Annotated in this window: 20 protein-coding genes, 1 tRNA gene and 1 pseudogene; 6 read left to right on the top strand and 16 right to left on the bottom strand. The window is 70.2% G+C overall.

Annotation, left to right across the window (positions count from 1 at the left end; all coding sequences use genetic code 11):
• Positions 1-417 precede the first annotated feature (417 nt).
• A complete protein-coding gene (gene snpA / locus ACFY1J_RS29010; RefSeq protein WP_390732246.1) occupies positions 418-1,188 on the top strand; it encodes a snapalysin in 771 nt (256 codons plus the stop codon).
• A gap of 186 nt (positions 1,189-1,374) precedes the next feature.
• On the opposite strand, the gene ACFY1J_RS29005 is transcribed toward snpA, so the two are convergent.
• The 10 genes from ACFY1J_RS29005 to ACFY1J_RS28960 form a co-directional block, all read right to left on the bottom strand.
• On the bottom strand, positions 1,375-1,662 hold the full coding sequence (locus tag ACFY1J_RS29005; protein ID WP_390708192.1) for an SCO5918 family protein: 288 nt from the start codon (positions 1,660-1,662) through the stop codon (positions 1,375-1,377).
• Positions 1,663-1,729: 67 nt separating this feature from the next.
• On the bottom strand, positions 1,730-2,137 hold the full coding sequence (locus tag ACFY1J_RS29000) for a CBS domain-containing protein (RefSeq protein WP_390708191.1): 408 nt from the start codon (positions 2,135-2,137) through the stop codon (positions 1,730-1,732).
• Positions 2,138-2,215: 78 nt separating this feature from the next.
• Positions 2,216-3,700 carry a DEAD/DEAH box helicase gene (locus ACFY1J_RS28995; RefSeq protein WP_390732245.1) on the bottom strand — a complete coding sequence of 495 codons (1,485 nt, stop codon included), beginning with the start codon at positions 3,698-3,700 and terminating at the stop codon, positions 2,216-2,218.
• 243 nt (positions 3,701-3,943) lie between these two features.
• The gene (locus tag ACFY1J_RS28990) at positions 3,944-4,147 is read right to left on the bottom strand and encodes a cold-shock protein (protein ID WP_030736617.1); all 204 of its coding nucleotides are present in this window, start codon (positions 4,145-4,147) and stop codon (positions 3,944-3,946) included.
• A 236-nt stretch (positions 4,148-4,383) separates the two neighbouring features.
• A complete protein-coding gene (locus ACFY1J_RS28985) occupies positions 4,384-4,719 on the bottom strand; it encodes a MerR family transcriptional regulator (protein ID WP_390732244.1) in 336 nt (111 codons plus the stop codon).
• A gap of 154 nt (positions 4,720-4,873) precedes the next feature.
• Positions 4,874-5,290, bottom strand: a complete 417-nt coding sequence (locus tag ACFY1J_RS28980; protein ID WP_390708188.1) for a DUF5994 family protein — start codon at positions 5,288-5,290, stop codon at positions 4,874-4,876.
• Positions 5,291-5,672: 382 nt separating this feature from the next.
• Positions 5,673-6,182 (bottom strand): STAS domain-containing protein, encoded by a 510-nt coding sequence (locus ACFY1J_RS28975; protein ID WP_390732243.1) that lies wholly within the window; start codon positions 6,180-6,182, stop codon positions 5,673-5,675.
• Between the two features lie 71 nt (positions 6,183-6,253).
• Positions 6,254-6,745: a DUF5994 family protein gene (locus tag ACFY1J_RS28970; RefSeq protein WP_390732242.1), complete on the bottom strand. Its 492-nt coding sequence runs from the start codon at positions 6,743-6,745 to the stop codon at positions 6,254-6,256.
• A gap of 133 nt (positions 6,746-6,878) precedes the next feature.
• Positions 6,879-7,178: a hypothetical protein gene (locus ACFY1J_RS28965; RefSeq protein ID WP_390708185.1), complete on the bottom strand. Its 300-nt coding sequence runs from the start codon at positions 7,176-7,178 to the stop codon at positions 6,879-6,881.
• 78 nt (positions 7,179-7,256) lie between these two features.
• Positions 7,257-7,517, bottom strand: a complete 261-nt coding sequence (locus tag ACFY1J_RS28960; RefSeq protein WP_390708184.1) for a hypothetical protein — start codon at positions 7,515-7,517, stop codon at positions 7,257-7,259.
• A 422-nt stretch (positions 7,518-7,939) separates the two neighbouring features.
• Between ACFY1J_RS28960 and ACFY1J_RS28955 the strand changes: the two genes are divergently transcribed.
• Positions 7,940-8,614, top strand: coding sequence for a hypothetical protein (locus ACFY1J_RS28955; protein ID WP_390708183.1), 675 nt, complete (start codon positions 7,940-7,942; stop codon positions 8,612-8,614).
• A 33-nt stretch (positions 8,615-8,647) separates the two neighbouring features.
• On the opposite strand, the gene ACFY1J_RS28950 is transcribed toward ACFY1J_RS28955, so the two are convergent.
• Positions 8,648-10,405 (bottom strand): SpoIIE family protein phosphatase, encoded by a 1,758-nt coding sequence (locus ACFY1J_RS28950; RefSeq protein ID WP_390708182.1) that lies wholly within the window; start codon positions 10,403-10,405, stop codon positions 8,648-8,650.
• 797 nt (positions 10,406-11,202) lie between these two features.
• Here ACFY1J_RS28950 and ACFY1J_RS28945 point away from each other — a divergent pair.
• On the top strand, positions 11,203-12,123 hold the full coding sequence (locus tag ACFY1J_RS28945) for an NADP-dependent oxidoreductase (RefSeq protein ID WP_390708541.1): 921 nt from the start codon (positions 11,203-11,205) through the stop codon (positions 12,121-12,123).
• Here the strand turns inward: ACFY1J_RS28945 and ACFY1J_RS28940 are convergent.
• Positions 12,049-12,660 (bottom strand): hypothetical protein, encoded by a 612-nt coding sequence (locus ACFY1J_RS28940; RefSeq protein ID WP_390708181.1) that lies wholly within the window; start codon positions 12,658-12,660, stop codon positions 12,049-12,051. The genes ACFY1J_RS28945 and ACFY1J_RS28940 overlap by 75 nt on opposite strands.
• Positions 12,650-13,306 (bottom strand): annotated as a pseudogene (locus ACFY1J_RS28935) (HAD family hydrolase). Before ACFY1J_RS28935 ends, ACFY1J_RS28940 begins: the two are co-directional and overlap by 11 nt.
• Positions 13,307-13,572: 266 nt before the next feature.
• Here ACFY1J_RS28935 and ACFY1J_RS28930 point away from each other — a divergent pair.
• Positions 13,573-15,012, top strand: coding sequence for a hypothetical protein (locus ACFY1J_RS28930; protein WP_390708540.1), 1,440 nt, complete (start codon positions 13,573-13,575; stop codon positions 15,010-15,012).
• 191 nt (positions 15,013-15,203) lie between these two features.
• Here the strand turns inward: ACFY1J_RS28930 and ACFY1J_RS28925 are convergent.
• Positions 15,204-15,277 (bottom strand) — tRNA-Gly (locus ACFY1J_RS28925).
• 555 nt (positions 15,278-15,832) lie between these two features.
• Between ACFY1J_RS28925 and dcd the strand changes: the two genes are divergently transcribed.
• Positions 15,833-16,408, top strand: a complete 576-nt coding sequence (gene dcd / locus ACFY1J_RS28920) for a dCTP deaminase (protein WP_225824744.1) — start codon at positions 15,833-15,835, stop codon at positions 16,406-16,408.
• A 5-nt stretch (positions 16,409-16,413) separates the two neighbouring features.
• Positions 16,414-16,911 carry a phosphoribosyltransferase gene (locus ACFY1J_RS28915; RefSeq protein ID WP_390708180.1) on the top strand — a complete coding sequence of 166 codons (498 nt, stop codon included), beginning with the start codon at positions 16,414-16,416 and terminating at the stop codon, positions 16,909-16,911.
• A gap of 73 nt (positions 16,912-16,984) precedes the next feature.
• Here ACFY1J_RS28915 and ACFY1J_RS28910 read toward each other — a convergent pair whose 3' ends face one another.
• Both ACFY1J_RS28910 and ACFY1J_RS28905 read right to left on the bottom strand, forming a co-directional pair.
• The gene (locus ACFY1J_RS28910; RefSeq protein ID WP_390708179.1) at positions 16,985-17,995 is read right to left on the bottom strand and encodes a YIP1 family protein; all 1,011 of its coding nucleotides are present in this window, start codon (positions 17,993-17,995) and stop codon (positions 16,985-16,987) included.
• 52 nt (positions 17,996-18,047) lie between these two features.
• On the bottom strand, positions 18,048-19,529 hold the full coding sequence (locus tag ACFY1J_RS28905; protein WP_390708178.1) for an FG-GAP and VCBS repeat-containing protein: 1,482 nt from the start codon (positions 19,527-19,529) through the stop codon (positions 18,048-18,050).
• Between the last annotated feature and the right edge of the window lie 169 nt (positions 19,530-19,698).

Here is a 19,698-nt window from a genome sequence, read left to right as displayed (position 1 = left end):
GGTCACATCGCTCCACCAATCAACCGGCGCCCTTAGTAGACGTTACGCGGCAGACATTTAGCCATTTGTCCGTCTTGGCCCGGATGTGGATCCCGACGCGCGTCCCGGAACTCCGCCCGGCCGGCCCGCACGCCCACTCCCTCCTGAGGCAAGGCTTCTGACGCCGCGACAGCTCTCCCTCCCGCCGCCGTCGGCGGACCGGAGACCCGCGCACTGCCCTGGCGAGGTTCCGGGGCCTACGAGGCGACGTAGTGGTGGGGACCCTTTGCGCTCCCTGTGGAGCAGTTCTAAGAATGACGACCCACAGGACGTCGCCGCAGTTCGGAACCGGTTTTCACGCAGAGTCGACCGCGCACCTGGCGCTCGGCGTCACCGAGGTGAGGCGCTCGGCGTCACCGAGTGAGTAGGAGCCCCCACATGAAGTCGTCCCGAACCTCCGCGAGACTCCTCGCTCTCGCTCTCGGCCTGGGTCTGGCCTCCAGCGCGCTGGGCGCGGCGGTGCCGGCGAGCGCCCGGACGGCAGCCACCCCGTCCGCTTCCGCCGGTGCCTCCGTGGCGCGGTACGCCGGGTCGGTCGAGGCGGCCGCGAACAACAAGGCGTTCTTCGAGGCCGTGCTCAAGTCGGTCGCCCAGAAGCGCGCCGCCCAGCCCAACGCGCAGGCGGTGACCGTCTACTACAACGCCTCCCGGGCACCGAGCTTCCGTTCGCAGATATCGAGCGCGGCCTCGATCTGGAACAGCTCCGAGTCCAACGTCAGGCTCCAGGAGGCGTCGAGCGGTGCCGACTTCTCCTACTACGAGGGCAACGACCCGCGCGGGTCCTACGCCTCCACCAACGGCCACGGAAGCGGCTACGTCTTCCTCGACTACACCCAGAGCCGGCAGTACGACGCGGTACGCGTCGTCACCCACGAGACCGGGCACGTGCTGGGCCTGCCGGACGACTACGGCGGGCCGTGCAGCGAGCTGATGTCGGGCGGCACCGCCGGCCCGTCCTGCACCAACCGCTACCCGAACGCCACCGAGCGCTCGCGTGTCGACCAGCTGTGGGCCACCGGACTCGCGCAGGCCCCGGGCACGGTGAACCAGCCCTCTGGCCGGCTGAGCACTGTGCCGCCGGTACCGACCCTGACACCGGGCCGCGGTCCGTGGCGTCCGCTCCGCAGCACGCCCTGCTGGAGCGGGTGACGAGAATCGAACTCGCGCTCTCAGCTTGGGAAGCGACGGCGCTTGCTCTGGCGGTGCCCGCCCAGTTGGCGGTTGCGCGCGCACATGCGGAGCGCTGTGGGTGTGGCTCGGACAGGCCACACCGGTTGCCACATTCTCGGCTTTCCAACCCGAAACGGCGCATGACTGGCGTCGCACCGGAAAGCGTCACCAACCGAGCGCGTCCTCGTCGGCTCGCGCGTCTCGGGTCGGCATGACCGGGCGCGCGTCGTGGCAGGTGAAGCCGAGGCGGGTCAGTGCCCGGCGCATCTCACCCGTCGTGAAGTCCCGGCGGTTCTGCCTGGTGATCACTTCCCCGACCTGCATCACGGGGTAGACACGGCGGTCGATGGTCACGGACACGCCGGTGACGGGCTCGGGCGTGATGCCACTCATCGACTGCTCGACCTCGATCTTGGTCAGGTCGAAGGGGTAACGGGCGATGACACAGCGCATGGATGCCTCCGCAGGGGTGGGGAAGAACACCGGAGACGCCGACCGCGCCACGGCGGTCGGACGGCGGTCAGGGCGTGAGGGCGAGGACGCCCAGGGCGTAGCCGTGTTCGTCGATCACGGGGGACACGTCCAGGGTCCGGTGCCGCATGGCGGCTTCCGCCTCGCCGAGCGCTGCCCTGGACGAGGTGAACGGTCCGCGGTCGAGCGGGATGTCCCGCAGCCGGGTCCGGTCGCTGTACCACGAGCCGCCGCGGTGCGCGGCGAGCTGGGCCCGGGTGACCAGGCCCACGCACCGCCCGTCCTCGTCCTGGAGGAGCAGGTGCGGGACGCGCGCACCGATGAGCACGGACAGGGCCACGTCCACCGCCATGTGGTCGTCGACCTGCGGTCCGGGAGCGTGCATGGCGTCGCGGGCGGTCAGACCGGTGCCGTCGGCGTCGTCGGCCTGCTGCGTTCGGGGCGGAAACGGCGTCAAGGGCTTCTCCTCTTCGTCGGGGCGGGCAGGGCGGGGGACGGCTCGTCCCGACCGCAGGGAGCGCATCCCGTGCTTGGGCTATGGGTTGTTCCTCGGGGCAGGCCGACGGGCCCGGCCGGCGGCCCGGCCGTTCTCGCCACTGCCGGCACCCCGGCCCCTGCGCTTTTGGCCGGCGGCTCCCTTGCCCTCGCGTCGTCCGTCGACCGGTGCGGCGAGGGCGACGGGCACGCCGGAGGGGGGCCGGGCGCCGGTGATGCGATGCAGCTCCGCCTCGCCCGGGCGGATCCGGACGGCACTCGGAGCGATACCGGCATCGGCCATCAGGCGGTCCACCGCGCGCCGCTGGTGCGGCAGGACGAGGGTGACGACGGTGCCGGACTCGCCGGCGCGTGCCGTACGGCCGCCGCGGTGGAGGTAGTCCTTGTGGTCGCCGGGAGGGTCGACGTTCACGACGAGGTCGAGGCCCGCGATGTGGATTCCGCGGGCGGCGACGTTGGTGGCCACCAGGACCGTGACGTGGCCGTCCTTGAACTGGGCGAGCGTCCGGTTGCGCTCTGTCTGGGACTTGCCGCCGTGCAGGGCCGAGGCACGCACCCCGACGGACAGCAGGTGGTCGGCCAGCCGGTCCACCGCGTGCTTGGTGTCCCGGAACATCAGCACCCGTCCGTCGCGAGCGGCGATCTCGGTCGCGGCGGTGTCCTTGTCGGCGTCGCGCACGTGCAGCAGATGGTGCTCCATGGTGGTGACCGCGCCCGCAGGCGGGTCGACCGAGTGCACGACGGGGTCGTGGAGGTAGCGGCGCACCAGGAGGTCGATGTTGCGGTCCAGGGTGGCGGAGAACAGCAACCGCTGGCCGTGGGAGGGGACTTGGTCGAGCAGCGCGGTCACCTGGGGCATGAAGCCCATGTCGGCCATCTGGTCGGCCTCGTCCAGGACGGTGACGGCGACCTGTTCCAGCCGGCAGCCTCGCCGCTCGATGAGGTCCTTGAGACGGCCGGGCGTCGCGACGACGACCTCGGCGCCGTCCCGCAGCGCACTCGCCTGACGGCCCATCGACATGCCGCCCACCACGGTGGCGAGTCGCAGCCGCAGGGCGCGGGCATAGGGGGTGAGCGCGTCGGTGACCTGCTGGGCCAGTTCCCGGGTCGGTACGAGGACCAGGGCGAGCGGCTGCCGGGGCTGTGCCCGCTGCCCCTCCAGGCGGGCCAGCACCGGCAGGCCGTAGGCGAGCGTCTTGCCCGAGCCCGTACGGCCCCGGCCCAGGACGTCCCGGCCGGCCAGCGCGTTCGGCAGCGTGGCGGCCTGGATCGGGAAGGGCACGGTCAAGCCCTCGGCGCCGAGCGCGGCCAGCAGCCGTGCCGGCATGTCCAGTTCGCCGAACGTCTCGACCGCCGGCAGCGGCTCGGTGTGGGTGACCGGCAGGGCGAACTCCTGTCGGCGCGGGGAAGGGCGTGCGCCCTGGCCGCTCCTTCGTCCGGTGCCCGGACGGGGAGCCTGGCGGCCCGTCCCCTGCGTACGGAAGCGGCTGCCAGGAGTGCCGCCGGTGCGGCGGGTGCGGTTCATGGAGGAACCTTCCTCGATGCGGCGTATCGAGGAATTCCGTCCAGTGGCGACAACCGCACGAGGATTCGCAAGAATGAGCCGAAAAATAAGAAGAGCCGGGTCTCGTGGCGCTGAGGCGGGACGGCCGGCGGTCCGGGAAATCCGGAAAGCGAGAAAAGCAATGAGCTGGGGCCCGCACCCCAAGAGTGCGGGCCCCAGCCACATGATGCGCGAACCACTGGCTCGCGACGATTCGCGTCAGTGTCAGGCGGGAACGATGTTCTCGGCCTGCGGGCCCTTCTGGCCCTGCGTGACGTCGAAGGTAACCTTCTGGCCTTCCTGAAGCTCGCGGAAGCCGGTGGTGGCGATGTTCGAGTAGTGGGCGAACACGTCGGCGCCGCCGCCGTCCTGCTCGATGAAGCCGAAGCCCTTTTCCGCGTTGAACCACTTCACGGTGCCAGATGCCATATTGAATCTCCCTTGGGGGGCAGTGCCGGACTCCGCACTTTGCGGAGTCGAGTCGCCGCGATGATCACCCCTCCGGAAAGATCCGGAAAGCTTTGCAAAGAAAAAACCTCTGGCAATGGCAACCAAAACTGCAACTGCTATCAAGTTAACACAGGTCAGGAGGAACCGGCACCGTGATTTCGGGATCGCCCGGTAATCCTCATATCGCTGTGGTCCGTATTTCTGTACCGGCGGGACTAGGTATCCGCGCCGTGCTCGTCCAGCTTCCGGCGCATTTCCCGGTTCAGGTGGAGGGTGTCGTCGAGCTGGCTCTCGAGCAAGATGATGCGGCACGCGGCCTCGATGGGGGTGCCCTGGTCGACCAGCTCACGGGCGCGGGCGGCGATGCGCAACTGGCGGCGCGAGTAGCGGCGGTGGCCGCCTTCCGAACGCAGGGGAGTGATCAGCCCGGCTTCGCCGACGGCACGGAGAAAGGCGGGGGTGGTGCCGAGAACGTCCGCGGCCCGCCCCATGGTGTAGGCGGGATAGTCGTCGTCGAGGTTGCCGGCGACAGAGGCGTTCTCAGCGGGCATAGCACCTTCGTTTCGGGGACGCGGCGAGGGACCCGGGTGCGCGTGGCAGCCGTGCTCCGAAGGAGTCAGCACCATTTGCCTCGTGCCACAACCCTAACTCCGGCGGGCACGGACATGTGACCTCGCCGTGACAGATTCCCTCGGACCCGCTCACTCAGCTCGCGAAGTGGCCCGGCTCCGGTGTCAGCCCGGCGGTGGACATGAGCGATTCGGCGGCCCGTTCGGTCGCCTCCGGTGGCACGACCAGCAGGTCCCGACGCCCATGGCCGGGGGCCATCAGGACGATGGTGCTGGGTGCGTGCGCCGTGGCGGTCCTGCGCAGCCGTACGACCTGGTTGCAGACGAGCATGCGGCCCGGTGCCCCCGTCCACAGTGTGCCGTTCACCAGGACACTGACGATCTGGCCCCAGGCACGCGGCAGGCCGGAGAGCAGCTGCGGGAGTTCCGCCAGGAGATCGAAGGTGCGCGGCCACCAGGCCCCGTCGATACGGCGTGGCACGGTGCTCTCGGGCGCGAGGTACAGGCGGAGGAGGGGCCGGGCTGGGTGCGGGGGCCGTAGTCCGTTGTTCATGAGGCGTCCTGTCGAGTGGTTCGGCGCGGTACGTCGTCCTCGGCCGGACGGTGTTCCGGCGGCCAGGAGTGCGCTCGCGGTGAGACGAAGGGCGGGGTCGGCGGCTGCGGCGGAGGTGAACCAGGTGACCCTCGCGGCGTGGCCCGTCACGGGCGGGTCGCACGGGGCGGTCGGCCGGGTGCTGCGGCCGACGGCGACCTGCCTGACGCGACCTACCCTTCGGGTCGAAGACCTCGGCAAGCGCGGGGAGTTCGGCTGCGAGGTCGTCGGAGCGCGGTCGGCAGGCGCCGTACCCGGGGCCGGGTGGGAAGGTCGGTGGGCGCAGGGCGAGCCGTGCGGGAGTCGAAGGAGCGGGGGGCTCCGGCTGGACCGAGCGGGCTTGTCACTGGGCGCGTTCATGTCGCGGCCCCTGTCTCCGGGCCGCCGTGCGGTGATCCGGTGCCGCGCGGTCACTCGTGCCGGCCGGGTAGCTCCGGTCGGCATCGGGGCCCGTCCGGCCGAGTCCTCGGACGTGTGCTGACCTGGCCCGGTGCGTCGGCGTCGGCCGTTCGTCCCTCCCAGGCGTCCTGCGCGCTGGCATAAGGGGGAAGAGGTCGAGGAGACCGGTGCAGCGGAAGACCAGGTCGGTCGTGCGGTTGTCGTAGACGACGCGTATCCAGCCGTCCCGGGCGCGACAGTCGGACCACGCCTCGCACAGTGGCGGCAGGATGCCGCAGTCGGTGAAGGTCACCTTGCTCAGATCCACGATGAGGAGGAGTCGTCCGGGTCGGGCGGCGCGGGCCTCGGCCAGGGCGCGGACCAGTGGCGCCACGGTCTGCGCGTCCAGCTCGCCGTGTGCGCGGACGATGCGGCACTCCTCGAAGAGCGCGGGCGGTTCCTCTTGAGTGATCAACGGCTCGCGAGAGGAGGGTGGTTGAGGTCGGACGGCAGTTCCGCCCGTGGGCGTCCAAGGGGCCGCCTGCCTCATTCCGCCTCCCCTGCCATGCCCCCGAGGCGACCGGTCTCGGCGAGCGCCAGCATCCGTGCGGCGGTCAGCGGGTTCTCGGGGTCGGCCGCGGCGGCCAGCAGCCGGGCGGCTGTTCCCGCGGGCTCCTCGGGCGGGACGACCAGGAGCGCCCAGCGTCCCACGGTGCCGCAGTCCAGAGTGATGACGTGTGCCTCGCTTCCGGGTCCGGCCGGCTCCACGGCGATCACCCGGCCGGGCGCCATGACCGTGTGCGGCGCGTCGGGCCATTCGGCGGGGTCCACGGTGACCCGTACCGTGGTGCCCGCGTCCGGCTCCAACGAGCAGACGAGCGCGGGCAGTTCGAGTTCCAGCGCGTCGCAGCGCGGCCACCACGCCCCGTCCAGCGGGCCATGGCTGACGTCCGGGGTGAGGGTCAGGCGCGGCAGGGGCATGCGGTACGTGTGCGCGTCGTCCGCGGACGTGCATTCCCCCGGCGTTCTGGGTTCCATCGTGCGGTCCCGTCCCGGGAGTCGTGGGACGACAACCGGTTTCGTCACTCGCCGGGAACGGCACCGCCGGTCGCGCTGCGCGAAAAGCCCTCGGTAGGGCCAGGCTACTCCCGGTCGAGGAGAAGCGGGCGGGTCAGTCGTCCGACTGTGTCTTCTCTGCCTGTTCCTCCTGTTCCTCCTCCTGCTCCTCCATCAGGCGGATGCCCTCGTGGGTCAGCGACACGGCCGCGGGGGTCCGGTGCGAGGTCCAGTCCACGCTGATCAGGCCCTCGTCGGCGAGATAGGCGCAGGCGGCGAAGAGGTCCTCGTCGGGCAGGCCCAGCTCGGTGCGAAGCGCCGATCCGCTGACCTCGGGGCGGTTGTGCTCCGCAGCCTCGTACAGGGATCTGAGGACCAACTCGCGGTTGTGCTTGCGTTCGTGGAGTTTCGTCATGGCTGTCGTTCTCCGAGGTGTTGACGGCCGTGCGGGGACGGATGCGACGGCGGATCCTGGTGGCCTCGCAGACCCGGGTCACACCTCGTCGGCGTGTGTCTGGTCATTGCCTGTCGATTCGCTGGTCGCCAGCCAGGACCGTGCGGGTTCCGCGGCGTGCGCGGTGTCGAGGGTGAGATGGAGCCGGGTCCCTCCTCCGTGGCCGGCGGGGTAGCTGCGCTGCTCGGTCGAGGCGAAGCAGCGCCGGAGCACTTCGGCGACGCGACGGGCGACCTCCGGCGTCGCGGCGACGATGCGGACCTCGGCGTGGCCCTCGGAGGGCAAGGGCTCGTGATCCATACGGACCTCCTGGCAGGCGACGGGCACGAAGCGGTCGCTGTCCGGCAGGCCGGGCGACGGCGCGGGCGCGACGTGTTTCCACGGCGGCCCCTTTTTGAAGGGTATGCCGGGTAAGGTCGGCCGTGCGTACCACGGCCGACCGGCGCTCCGGCCGCCCGCCGGCGCCAGACCTCCGTGGCCGATCGGAGCCGGCCTGGGCCGGCCTGTGCCGGAGAGCAGCGAACGCTTGCGGAAGGCCGGTGCCCTTCTCGGCGTCGGCTGCCGCAGTCGTCGGCGACCGCCGGGCCACTGTGGCGGGCCCGGCCCGGAGTACGGTGGAGACACCGAGGGCATGCCGCGTACCGGCTCCGACACCGGTGCCGCTCTCGGTGACCGACTACGCCGGGGCGGCCTTCGTCCGTACCCGGGGCAGGGTTCGTGTCATGACCGCGCACATGATTCTCCCGACGACCTCGAACCTCCCCGCGCCCCGACTCGCACCGGGCAAGTCGCGCACGCCAGGACGACCGAAGCGGGAGCAAGGATCCTCGCCCCACGAGGGAGAACGCCTCCGCCCGCTGACACGTTGCCAGGTCGAGGACCGCCTGCAGGAGCTGGGCGACCTGTACGCGGAGGCTTCCGGTGGCGGCCCATGGGCGTGGAACCAGGCGCGTACCGCCTTTCTGCGGCATCTCGCGGCCGACGCGAGACGGCCGGGGTTCTCGCTGCTGATCGCGGAGACCACCGCTTTGACCGGATGCGCCTACGGCTTTCCCGCGGGCAACGCCGGTCCGTGGTGGGAGGGATTCGACGGCCGTCTCCCGGGGAGTCTGCTCCGCCGCGCCGCCTCCGGGCGGCTCTTCGTCGTCTCCGGGATCGTCGTCCCGCCCCGCGTGCGCCGGGAGTACCAGGACCGTGCCTGGAACCTCGCCCGGCGCCTGCAGCGGCGACTGCTGGCCGACCACGGCGCCGTGCTCGGCGTCACGTTGGTGGATTCCGGGGACGACGGGACCGTTGAGGCGCTGTGGTCCTGGGGGTGGCGAAGCGCCGGAGACGACGCCCTTACGGCCTTGCCGCTCGGCCCGTTCCGCGTTCTGGTGCTGGCTCCGGAGACGTGAGCACCCCCGTCATCCCTCACGCCTCGGCCCTGGTCAGGGCACGGGCAGGCGCAGGACGAGGAGGGCGATGTCGTCGGTGCTGCCGGGAGGCATCCGGGCCGACAGCTGGTCGCACAGGGTGCCCAGCGGTTCGTGGGCGAGGGCGAGGGCATGACGGCGCAGTCGGCCGAGCCCCGTCTCCAGGTCGCTGCCGGGAACCTCGATCAGGCCGTCGGTGTAGAGCAGGAGCGTGGACCCCGGCGGCAGGGCGTGGGAGGCGCTCGGGCGATGACCGCCGGCGCCCAGCTGGGTTCCGAGGAGCAGTCCCTGCCCGGCTTCGAGGTACTGCGCGTTCCCGTCGGGGGTCAGCAGCAGGGGCGGCGGGTGCCCGGCACTGGTCCAGTGCAGCGTCCAGGGGCCGGTGTCCGGGCCTTCCACCCGGGCGAGGACGAGGGTGGCCATCGACACAGTGGTGATGGCGTGCATGGCGTCGTCGAGCCGGTCCACGACGGCACCGGTCGGCCCGCTGTGGTCCCAGGCGAGTGAGCGCAGGATGCCGTGCAGCTGCGCCATGCCGGCCGCGGCGGTCAGATCGTGGCCTACGACGTCGCCGATGACCAGGGCGAGCGTGCCGTCCCTGAGTGTGAACGCGTCGTACCAGTCGCCACCGACCTGCGAGCCGGCCGGAGCGGGCTGGTACCGGGCGGCCAGCTGGAAGCGGCCGTGCCGGGGCAGCGGGGGGAGGAGGTTGTGTTGCATGGCCTCGGCGACCGCGCGCTGTCGGCCGAACCGACGGGCGTTGTCGATGACCAGGCCGACCCGGCGGCCGATGTCGCTCACCACGTTCAGGTCACCGGTGTCGAAGGGACGTGCCGGGTCGGTGCGCACCAATGTCAGGGCACCGGTGACCTGCCGTGCGGGGCCCAGCGGCACCGTGATGACGGATGCCGCGCCGGTTGCTCCGAGGAAGGCGCTGTGGGCGGCGGCCAGAGGGGAGTCGGTTGATAGGTCCATGTCCGCCCGGTCCTGGAGGACGGGGCCGCCTCCGTTCAGCACGTGGACCAGGGGCGAGTAGGCCGCCGCCCCGGCCGGCGGAAGATGACCGCGCCAGTCCTCCTGCCCGGCGTCACGGCCCTCGGGGCCGGTCACCGCCACCCGGTGCACCTGACGGGAGCCGACCCGGAGGTCCACGGCCGCCCAGTCTGCAAGGCGGGGAACCAGAAGTCGGCTCAGCCGGGCGAGGGCCTCATCAACCTCCAGGGTCTGACCGAGCACGTCGGTGATCTCCGCGACGAGCGTCAGCCGCTCGGCGAGACTCTCCAGAGCGCGCGCATGGGCGGCTCGTTCCGCCTGTTCCGCCCGTTCCGCCTGCTCGGCACGTTCCGCGCGTTCTCTACGGGCATGGCGGTCCACCGCCGTCTCGACGATCAGCAGAACCATGCCCTGGGAGACGCCGTCGTCCGTCAGGGGCGTAGCCGACCAGGAGATCCGGGTCAGCCGTCCGTCGCCCCGCAGACACCTGTCGTCGTCCCCGAGTGCCGAACGCCCCTCGGCCAGTGCGCGCAGCAGTGGGCAGCGCTCCCGTGGGATCCGGGCGCCTCCCGGGTCCCGATGGCAAAGGTCGTGCAGGTCCTGCCCGTAGACCACCGCTGCCGCGCGCCCCAGCAGCCGCTCGGCGGCCGGATTGACCGCGACGATCCGCCCCGCCGGGTCGATCACGGCCACGGCCGTGCCCAGCTGCTCGACGACCCGCTGCCACAGACGCGGCTCCGCTGCCGACAGCCGCCACTCGTGCTCTCCGCCGGAACTCAAGCCCTCCACCGCGCCGCCGCCCTTCCCTGCACAGACCGCACCGCCGCCGGGGTCCCGGCCCCGGGAGCACGGAGACGTCGGTACCCCGATGGTCCCTCTGCGAGTACTCGGCCGCACGGCCGACACGACGACGCCTCCGTGACACCGCTGTACGGCGGCTCCGGCCGGGCACGGCGGTTTTCCTGTCACGGAAGGCCGGCCGGCCCGCGGCGGCTGATCACCAGACACAACAACAAGGCCAGGTCTCCGACCTGGGCCTCGATCACGGGGCGGCTGGACCTCGCTGACGTGCAGTTTTCTGCCCGGCAGCGGCACCAGCAGCTTCTGCGCGCAGTCCTGGAGCAGGATGGAGACGTCACGGCCTCCGATCCCGGCCGCCTCCTCCGCGATCAGCTGCGGCGGCAAATGCGGCGCTCTGTCCAGCAGTACGCCGAGCAGCCGCTCGCCGAAACTCTTCGAGCGGTCCTCCGGGATCTCCTCGCCCATGCCCTTCGTCCCGAAGCAGTCAGAGGGCCGTTACGACCGGCTGTCGGCCGCTCGTGGCCTGTGGCCGCTCAGCGCGATCGCTTGGTTCTACGAGCCTGCCGACGCTTCCGAGACCTCGCGCGTATGTCGGTCGAGATCACGACCACACCAGCGTCCATCGTTTGCCCCGGATACACCGCCTGAAGTGGCTTCGCGGTGGACCAGGCGCTGAGATGGGTCATGGCCAGTCACGGCTCCTCCGACTGACCACGCCACGCGCAGACGGGCCGCACTTCTCGGATTCCGGAAACTGCACCGAACAAGGAGTTGCCATGCGAGCCGTCACTGTCCGAGACCCTGACGCCGGCGTCGGCGGCCTCTCCCTGACGGACATGCCCTATCCCCAGGCCGCTGAGAACGACGTCATCGTGCAGGTGCACGCCGCCGGTTTCACCCCCGGAGAGCTCGACTGGCCGGCAACCTGGACGGACCGCGCCGGCCGCGCACGGACCCCGAGCGTGCCCGGGCACGAAGTGTCGGGTGTCGTCGCCAAGCTGGGGTATGGAACCACCGGCCTCACCGTCGGCCAGCGGGTATTCGGACTGACCGACTGGGCCCGTAACGGGTCACTGGCCGAGTACGTCGCGGTGGAGGCCCGCAACCTCGCTCCGCTTCCTGCGGACGTCGACCACACCGTGGCCGCCGCGCTGCCCATCTCCGGGCTGACCTCATGGCAGGGCCTGTTTGGCCATGCGCGCCTCCTGACCGGCCAGACCGTCCTGATCCACGGCGTTGCGGGCGGCGTCGGGTCGATCGCGGTGCAGCTTGCGCGCGAGGCGGGAGCCCGGGTGATCGGTACCGGCCGGGCGGCGGACAGGGAGACGGCACTCGGTCTGGGCGTGAATGCCTTCCTGGACCTGCAGGCCGATCAACTGGAGGGTGCCGGCGAAGTCGACGTGGTGTTCGACGTGATCGGCGGCGAGATCCTCGACCGCTCGGCCGCGCTGGTGCGCGCCGGCGGCACGCTCGTCACCATCGCTGCGCCCCCCAAGGTCCATCCCAAGGACGGACGGGCCCTCTTCTTCGTCGTCGAACCCGATCGTGCCCAGCTCACTGACCTCGTCCAGTGGCTCCGGGACGGACGGCTCAAACCCGTCGTCGGAGCGGTGCGGCCGCTCTCAGAGGCGCCCGCCGCGTTCGCCCGCGACCGGCGCACCCCCGGCAAGACGATCATCAGGGTCGTGGAGGGCTGAATGGGAGGCGTCCGCCATCCGCGCGGAGCGCAGCGGCGAGCGACGGGCCACGTGCTCGGACATCTTCGGCTCGATCCGGTCGGCCTGGGCCGCGGCGAGCGCGAAGCCCTGCGCGGTCCGCCCGTCGCGGAGATTCACCCAAGCCGTGGTGGCGGCGAGGTGGGCATCCCGCAGATCGTCGCCGGCCTGGCCGGCGATCTGCCGGCCGTAAGTGAGCGCCGCATAGGCCAGGTCGCGTGAACCCCACACATTCGCGGCCACCCCGACAGTCTGGAAGACATCGGCCAGGACGCCGGCCGCGGCCTCCCGCTCGTCGGCGTCCGCCGCGTCGTATCGGGCGCGGGCTTCGGGCAGCAAGGCCCCGAGCAGCGCACCGAGTTCCGTGTGGCGGCCTGCCCAGTAGGCGGTGTCAGCACGCCGAACGACAGCGCGGAGCTCCTCGACGGTGCCCGGCAAGCTGTCGCTGGGAACGCCGATCGCGGCGTCCTGCGTGGCAGCAGACAACACGCGCAGCGCTGCGCGCTCGTCACGGTCCATGGCGCGACGGGGCGCCTGCTGGCCGAGAAGGACGGCGATGTCCGTCCCGAGGGCGGAAGCGATGGACAGAAGCGATGGAAGAGAAGCGGTGCCGCCCCGCAGTGCTGTACTCGGACCACTGAATGACAGCAACTCCTCCCCGACCGGCGCATTTCTGCGCAGGAAGCCCGAGACGTTCCAGTGTCAGCTCGTAGATGGCGGGGTCGGGCTTCGCCATGCGGACCTGCTCCGAGATGACGCGCACACCGAACAGGTCCCAAATCCCGGCCTGCTCCTACGGATTGAACGGATCCGTGCCGAAGCTGTTCGACAAGAGGGCGAGGCGGTACCCCGCACTCTTGGCGGCTCGTGCGAGCGCGGCCATGCGCCGAGCCGGGGGCACCTCGGCCCAGGCCCGCCCCATCAGATTGCCCGGTGCGACATGCGCACCGAGCAGAGCCGCAGCGCGCCTGTTCCACTCCGCCTGGTCAGTCTCACCGACCTCCAGCGCCGCGTACAACCGCCGGCCTTCAGGCTCATCGTTGAGAGTGGCACGCCATGCTTCTGGGTGGAGCCCTTCAGACTCGCACCAAGCGCGATGCACTGCACGCGGATCAGCGGTCAACAGGCTGCGGCATGCTGAGTGCTCCCTCTTCCTTGGCCTCACAAGGACGCTACCGTGCGCCGAGACCGCGGATGCCGACAAGCCCTGCACTTCGTCTGACGACTACGGCCCCTGATGCATCTCATGGCCGTGCTCCAACCCGGAGAGGTTCCCGCAGTCCACTGAGAGAGGCTGTTCCGCAGGCCGCCACCGGTCAGGTGCGCGCGTCACTTCGCAGGTCGTCCAATCACCCTTTCGTACTTCCGAAAACGGCCACCGGCGTGTCCGACATCAGAGAGCATCTGATGACATGAGCCGCAGTGAGTCGCATGGGTAAGCGCCAACGCCGTCGCCAGCGGGAACAGGCGAAGAAGAAGCCGACCGCCCCATCTCCGCTGGTCCTCGAGTTCCCGTCCGGCGAGCCGCGTATTCGCGCCGTCGTCAAGGCCGACTGTCCCAAGCAGGCGCAGGAAGTCGCCGCCCAGTACTGGGAGATCACCGAGGGCGGCACCTGGGCCCGCACGGTGGGGAGCATCGGTGAGCAACAATGGGTTGCAGCGACGGCTACGTCCGTCTCCCACGCCGTGCTGCTCAAGTCGCTCTGTCGGAACTGTGATGAACCGATCCGGGTCACCAACCGATCGTGGGCCGTCAAGGTCGGCGGCAAGTACTTGGACCGGCCCAACGACAGGTATCTCTGTCCAGAATGCAGCGACGTTCAGCGGCAGGACGAGGAACGTGAGCGCGAGCGGAGACTGCAGGCGGCGCGCGCCGAGAAGGAACGGGAGAAGCTGAAGGCCGAGGAAGAGGCTCGGACCATCGCTGAGGCCCTCGCCGACGAAGAGGCCAAGGACGGATCGACGAGCCGCCTGCCCAACGGCCGCCCGACTGCCCTCGCCCTGTACCTGGTCCTGGTCAATCACGCTGCCTACAACCCTGGCAAGCCCCTGCCCAGTGTGGCCGACCTGGGCTCGCTCGGATGGACCGGCGACACAGAACGGGATGCAGAGGCGCTTCTCGACTTGTACCGCGCCCACCTGGTGGCCATCGCCTCCGAGACGCCGAGGAAGGCATTCGACGTCTCCGAGGAGGACGGCAAACTCCGATTCTTCGGTACGGAGGTGAAGTGGCGCCTGGTAGGCGGAAGCCCGACGGACACAGCCAACGCGCGGGCTGTCAGGGCACACTTCATGACCGCTCCCGGCCAGGAAGTTCACGATGACCGTCAGGCACTGGCTGAACTCGTCGACCGCATGGAGATCATCAACGTCATCTCCTACCTCGACGGGCTGCTGACCAAGAAGTACGACTACCCCACAGTGCCTGAAGGCCGGCGCCAGGAACTGGCCGACATCGTCAGGAAGGGATTCGCGGCGGGATACACGTCGGGGCAGATGATCTGCTTCGCCTGGCGGGCAGCGGACTCGGCGGCGGCCTGGAAAGAACGCAACGCGCACATGGGCCCACCCGAGGCATCGTCCGGTGCGGTCACCATTCTCAACAACAAGATCGACAACGCCATCGAGGTCCACCACTCCATCCCGGAGTACGACCCACCGCGCTGGCACCAACAACCACCTGCGCTCGCCGTGCTCAGGCAGCTGAATGCCGAGGTGAAGCGAGTACGGGACCGCTCCGTGATCAGCGCCTGCCCCCAGTGTGACCACCAGGGGCTGCGCGAGACGGACACGGGGGCCATGGTCCGCTGTACTCACACAGCGCCCGTCCCTGAGCAGCCTGAACCACAGGACGAGTCGGCCGACGCCTGATCACCGCCGATGCGTTCCGGGGTGGCGGGTGTTGGTTGGTGGGCTCGTGGGCTCGTGGGCGTGGCGTTGGCCGAGGCGGCGGATGCGCCAGGTCAGTGCCCACCTGCATTTAGGGCACATGGAGGGCACGCCGCCCCCGGATTGGATCAGACAACAAACAACCCCCGGGTCGATGACCTGGGGGTTCAAAGTGGAGCGGGTGACGAGAATCGAACTCGCGCTCTCAGCTTGGGAAGCTGATGTTCTACCATTAAACTACACCCGCGTAAGACGCCGACGGGTCGGTGTCCGAACGCTCGCTCACTGTACCTCATCGCGGACCCCCGGTGCTCTCGCCGTGGGGTCCGCGCGCGTTTCGAGGGGTGGATCCGGCTGCGGGGGAACGGAGTTGGGGCGTACCGTGGGGGCGTGGGAGAGGGTCTCGGCGAGGCCGGAGTGCCGCCTGGAGAGTCGTCTCTTTGATCCCGTAATGTGGCTTTTGTCGTCGCGGCAGTAAGCCAGACGCGGCTCTTGGGGAAGGGACTCTAGGACTTGATGGAACGCACCGTCGTCCGCTGTGCCGATGGGCACGTGTTCAGCACCGCTTCGTTCCCGATGCAGCAGGCCGAGCGGCTCGGCCCCGGCCGGCTCCTCCGGTGTCCACGGTGTGCCCGGCTGCGCAGCGTCGTGCCTGTCTCTCTCGAGAAGCGGTAGTAGCGGTAGTAGCGGTAGTAGCGGCAATAGCGGTAGGGAAGGCTGTGGCCGGTCGCAGTCTGTAGTCATCGGCGCGCGGGGTCGTCACGATTGTCACGGCTCCGCGCGCCTTGCGTATCCTCTGGACGTGCTTCTCTCAGACAAGGACATCCGGGCCGAGATCGACGCCGGGCGGGTACGGATCGATCCCTACGACGAATCCATGGTGCAGCCGTCGAGCATCGACGTGCGGCTGGACCGTTACTTCCGGGTGTTCGAGAACCACCGGTACCCGCACATCGACCCCTCGGTGGAGCAGGCCGACCTCACCAGGCTCGTGGAGCCGGAGGGGGACGAGCCGTTCATCCTGCACCCCGGGGAGTTCGTGCTGGCCTCGACGTACGAGGTCATCACGCTTCCCGACGACCTCGCCTCGCGGCTGGAGGGCAAGTCCTCCCTCGGGCGCCTCGGACTCGTCACCCACTCGACCGCCGGGTTCATCGACCCCGGGTTCTCGGGGCACGTCACCCTCGAACTGTCCAATCTCGCCACCCTGCCGATCAAGCTGTGGCCCGGCATGAAGATCGGGCAGCTGTGCATGTTCCGGCTCACCTCGCCGGCCGAGCACCCCTACGGCAGCGAGCGGTACGGCTCCCGCTACCAGGGCCAGCGCGGGCCCACCGCCTCGCGGTCCTTCCTGAACTTCCACCGGACGCAGGTGTGAGCGCCATGAGCGACGTGCGCGAGAACCTGACCTACGAGCGGTTCGGTGTGGCCATCCGCGAGCTCGCCCAGACCATTGCGGACGACGGGTACGAGCCCGACATAGTGCTCTCCATCGCGCGCGGCGGAGTCTTCGTCGCCGGCGGGCTCGCCTACGCCCTCGACTGCAAGAACCTGCACCTGGTGAACGTCGAGTTCTACACCGGTGTGGGGACCACGCTGGAGATGCCGGTCATGCTTGCGCCCGTCCCCAACGCCATCGACTTCTCCGACAAGAAGGTCCTGATCACCGACGACGTCGCCGACACCGGCAAGACGCTGAAGCTGGTGCGCGACTTCTGCCTCGACACCGTCGCCGAGGTGCGGTCCGCCGTGATCTACGAGAAGTCCCACTCCCTCGTGAAGTGCGAGTACGTGTGGAAGCGGACCGACGAGTGGATCAACTTCCCATGGAGTGTCGAGTCGCCCGTCGTCCAGCGGGCCGGGCAGGTGCTGGACGCCTGACCAAGGTGAGCACGGAAAAGGGCCCCTGCCGCAGAGGCGGATTCCAGGGGCCCTTTCGTGTGTCTGCGGCCCGCTAGAACGTGCCCAGCTTCACGATCGACAGCAGCGCGATCAGCTGGATCGCCGACGCGCCCAGCGCCTTCGGCCAGGGCAGGTCGTGGGAGCGGCTGACCATCAGGGTCAGGAGCGCGGCGGCCGCGACCCAGGTCGCCCAGCCCAGCAGCTGTACGAAGCCCGCGTCGCCGCCGAGGAACATCGCGACGACCAGGCGGGGGGCGTCCGTGATGGAGGTGATCAGCATGGACAGGCCCACCGTGGGCTGCCACGCCCCGTCGCCGCCCAGCTGGCGGGCCAGGGTGTGGGTGACCACGCCCAGGATGAACGCGCTCAGCACCATCGCGACCGCCGTCGTCAGGACGATGGGCACCGCGTTGGACAGCGTGGCGCTGATCGCGTCCTTGCGGGCGCCGTCGAAGCCGAACACGGCGAGGAGGCCGTAGAGGAACGTCACGACGAGGGCGGGGCCCCACATCGTGTAGTCCCGCATCTGCAGGAAGGTCTGGTTGGGGGCGAACACGATCCCCCGCAGCAGCTCCTTCCAGTGCAGGCGCGGCCCGATCGGGCCGGCCGGTGCGGTCGCGCCCGCCCGGTAGGTCCCGCCCTGGTGGTACGGGTCGTCGACCGAGAACGCCTGGGTGTGGCCCGGGTTGTTGGCCGCGTACGGGTCCGGGGCGCCGCCCTGGCCCGGGTAGCCGCCGTAGTCGTCGCCGAAGTACTCCGGTCCGTCGCCGGGCCGGCCGCCCTGGTAGCCGCCGTTCGCCTGCGGCCATTGGGCACCGCCGCCGTACTGCGGCCGCTGCCGCGGGTGGGCCTGCGGTGCCGACGGGTAGCCGTGCGGCGGTCCCTGCGGCGCCCGTCCGCCGTACGACGGTCCCTGCGGTCCCTGCTGTCCTTGCGGGGCACGGTTGTCCCGGCCGCCGCGTCCGATCCTGAATCCAGCCACGTCTTCGAACGTACCTGGTCCTGAAGAGTGACGTGCCGGGCCCGGCGGTTCGGGCCCGGCTTTGCTGCCGAGCTGTGACATCCCCTAGGGGGTGTCGAGGGCAACCCGTAAGTGCCCGGACGCGTACGGCCGCTCAGTCCGCGAACAGGGCGCCGAACTGGGGTGTGCCCGACGTGGAGACGCCGACGGAGCCCGGGGCGACGGTGTGGACGCCGGTCGTGACGATCTTCGTGCCGTTGGACGGGAGATACATCACCTGGCCGTCGGCGCTGTTCTCGTACGAGCCCACCAGCAGGTCGGCCTTGCCGTCGCCGTTGACGTCGTCGAGCTTGACGTCCGCGCCGAACAGGTCGTTCTTCTCGTCGCTGCCGGGGACGCCCGCCGTGCTCTGGGCGAAGGCCTGCGCGCCGGAGGCGGTCCTCACCCCGGACGCCGAGCCGTACAGGACGGTGACCTGGCCGGTGTTGGAGACGCCGCCGATGTCCTCGTTCGGGGTGGAGACGACCAGGTCCTGGTAGCCGTCGCCGTTGACGTCGCCCAGGTCGAGGTCCCAGCCGAAGCCGTCGGCCTTCTCCGAGGTGCCGGGGACGTTGCCGGTGTCCTGGGTGATGCCGGTGGTGCTCGCCGGGCCGGAGGCGGAGCCGTAGGTGATGTTCACCTTTCCGCCCTTGGCGGAGTCCGGGATGGCGGTGCCGTCGGCGGTGGTGGCGTCCCAGGAGGCGCCGCTGACGATGTCCCCGAAGCCGTCGCCGTTGATGTCGCCGATGCCGGTGACCGTGCCGGTCTTGAGCTTCTTGGCGGACGCGACGCTCAGGCCGTTCGCGGTGCCGGGCAGCCAGTAGTTGGTGTTCCAGCCGTGCGAGGTGGCCGTCTCGTAGCCGTCGACGATCAGGTCGGTGCGGCCGTCGCCGTTGACGTCACCGGCGGTCAGGTGCATCGGGCCGTACGGGAAGTCGTTGGTGCCCGATTGGATCGGCGGCTTGACGGTGGTCCGCCCGCCGGGCGTGCCGCTGGTGCTGAAGCCGCCCTTGTAGACGTAGAGGGTGCTGGCGGAGCTGCCGACGGCCAGGTCGGCCTTGCCGTCGCCGTCGAAGTCGCCGGCGGCCAGGTTCTTGCCCCAGTAGTCGTGGGAGCCGGTGGCCGGGTCGGGGACGTCGATCGCCTTGCCGGTGAGGCCGTTCGCGGAGCCCCAGAGGATGGCGAGGGCGCCGCCGTTGGTGTCGGTGCCGACCTTCTCGCTCGGGGAGCTCACGGCGAGGTCGTCGTAGCCGTCGCCGTTGAAGTCGGCGTACGCCAGCTCGCCGCCGAACATGTCGTCGGCCTCGGCGGTGCCCGGGACGCCGGCGGTGTTCTGGCTGATGGTGGTGTGCTTGGCGTAGGTCACGCCGGAGGTGGTGCCGTAGAGGGCGACGATCTGGCCGGCGTTCTGGTGGCCGCTGACGTAGGCGGTGGCCGCCGAGGTGACGACGTCGCCGATGCCGTCGCCGTTGAAGTCGGCCTGCGCGACCCTGACGGAGTCCGCGGCGGTGGCGGTGGCGGCCGAGATCGAGAGCAGACCGCCCGTCAGCGCGGCCGCGGTGGCCGTCGCGAGGGCGAGTCGCAGGTGCGTGTGCATGCGGGGTCTCCTGCGGCATGCGGGGGATGCCTGGCGGGCATCCGCAGTCAATGGTGTGCGGACCGTCCGTGTTCGCCTCGGGTTGTCCCGGGGTTCATGGAGCGGTCGCCGATCATGAGACCTGCGTCGACGGGCAAGGGTTGTACGGAAGTTCGGTAAACCTCCACGA

It is taken from the genome of Streptomyces sp. NPDC001406 (assembly GCF_042895285.1).
Taxonomy (GTDB): Bacteria; Actinomycetota; Actinomycetes; order Streptomycetales; family Streptomycetaceae; genus Streptomyces.
The sequence above is the reverse complement of the archived record's forward strand: the minus strand, read 5'-3'. Positions and strand labels throughout refer to the sequence as shown.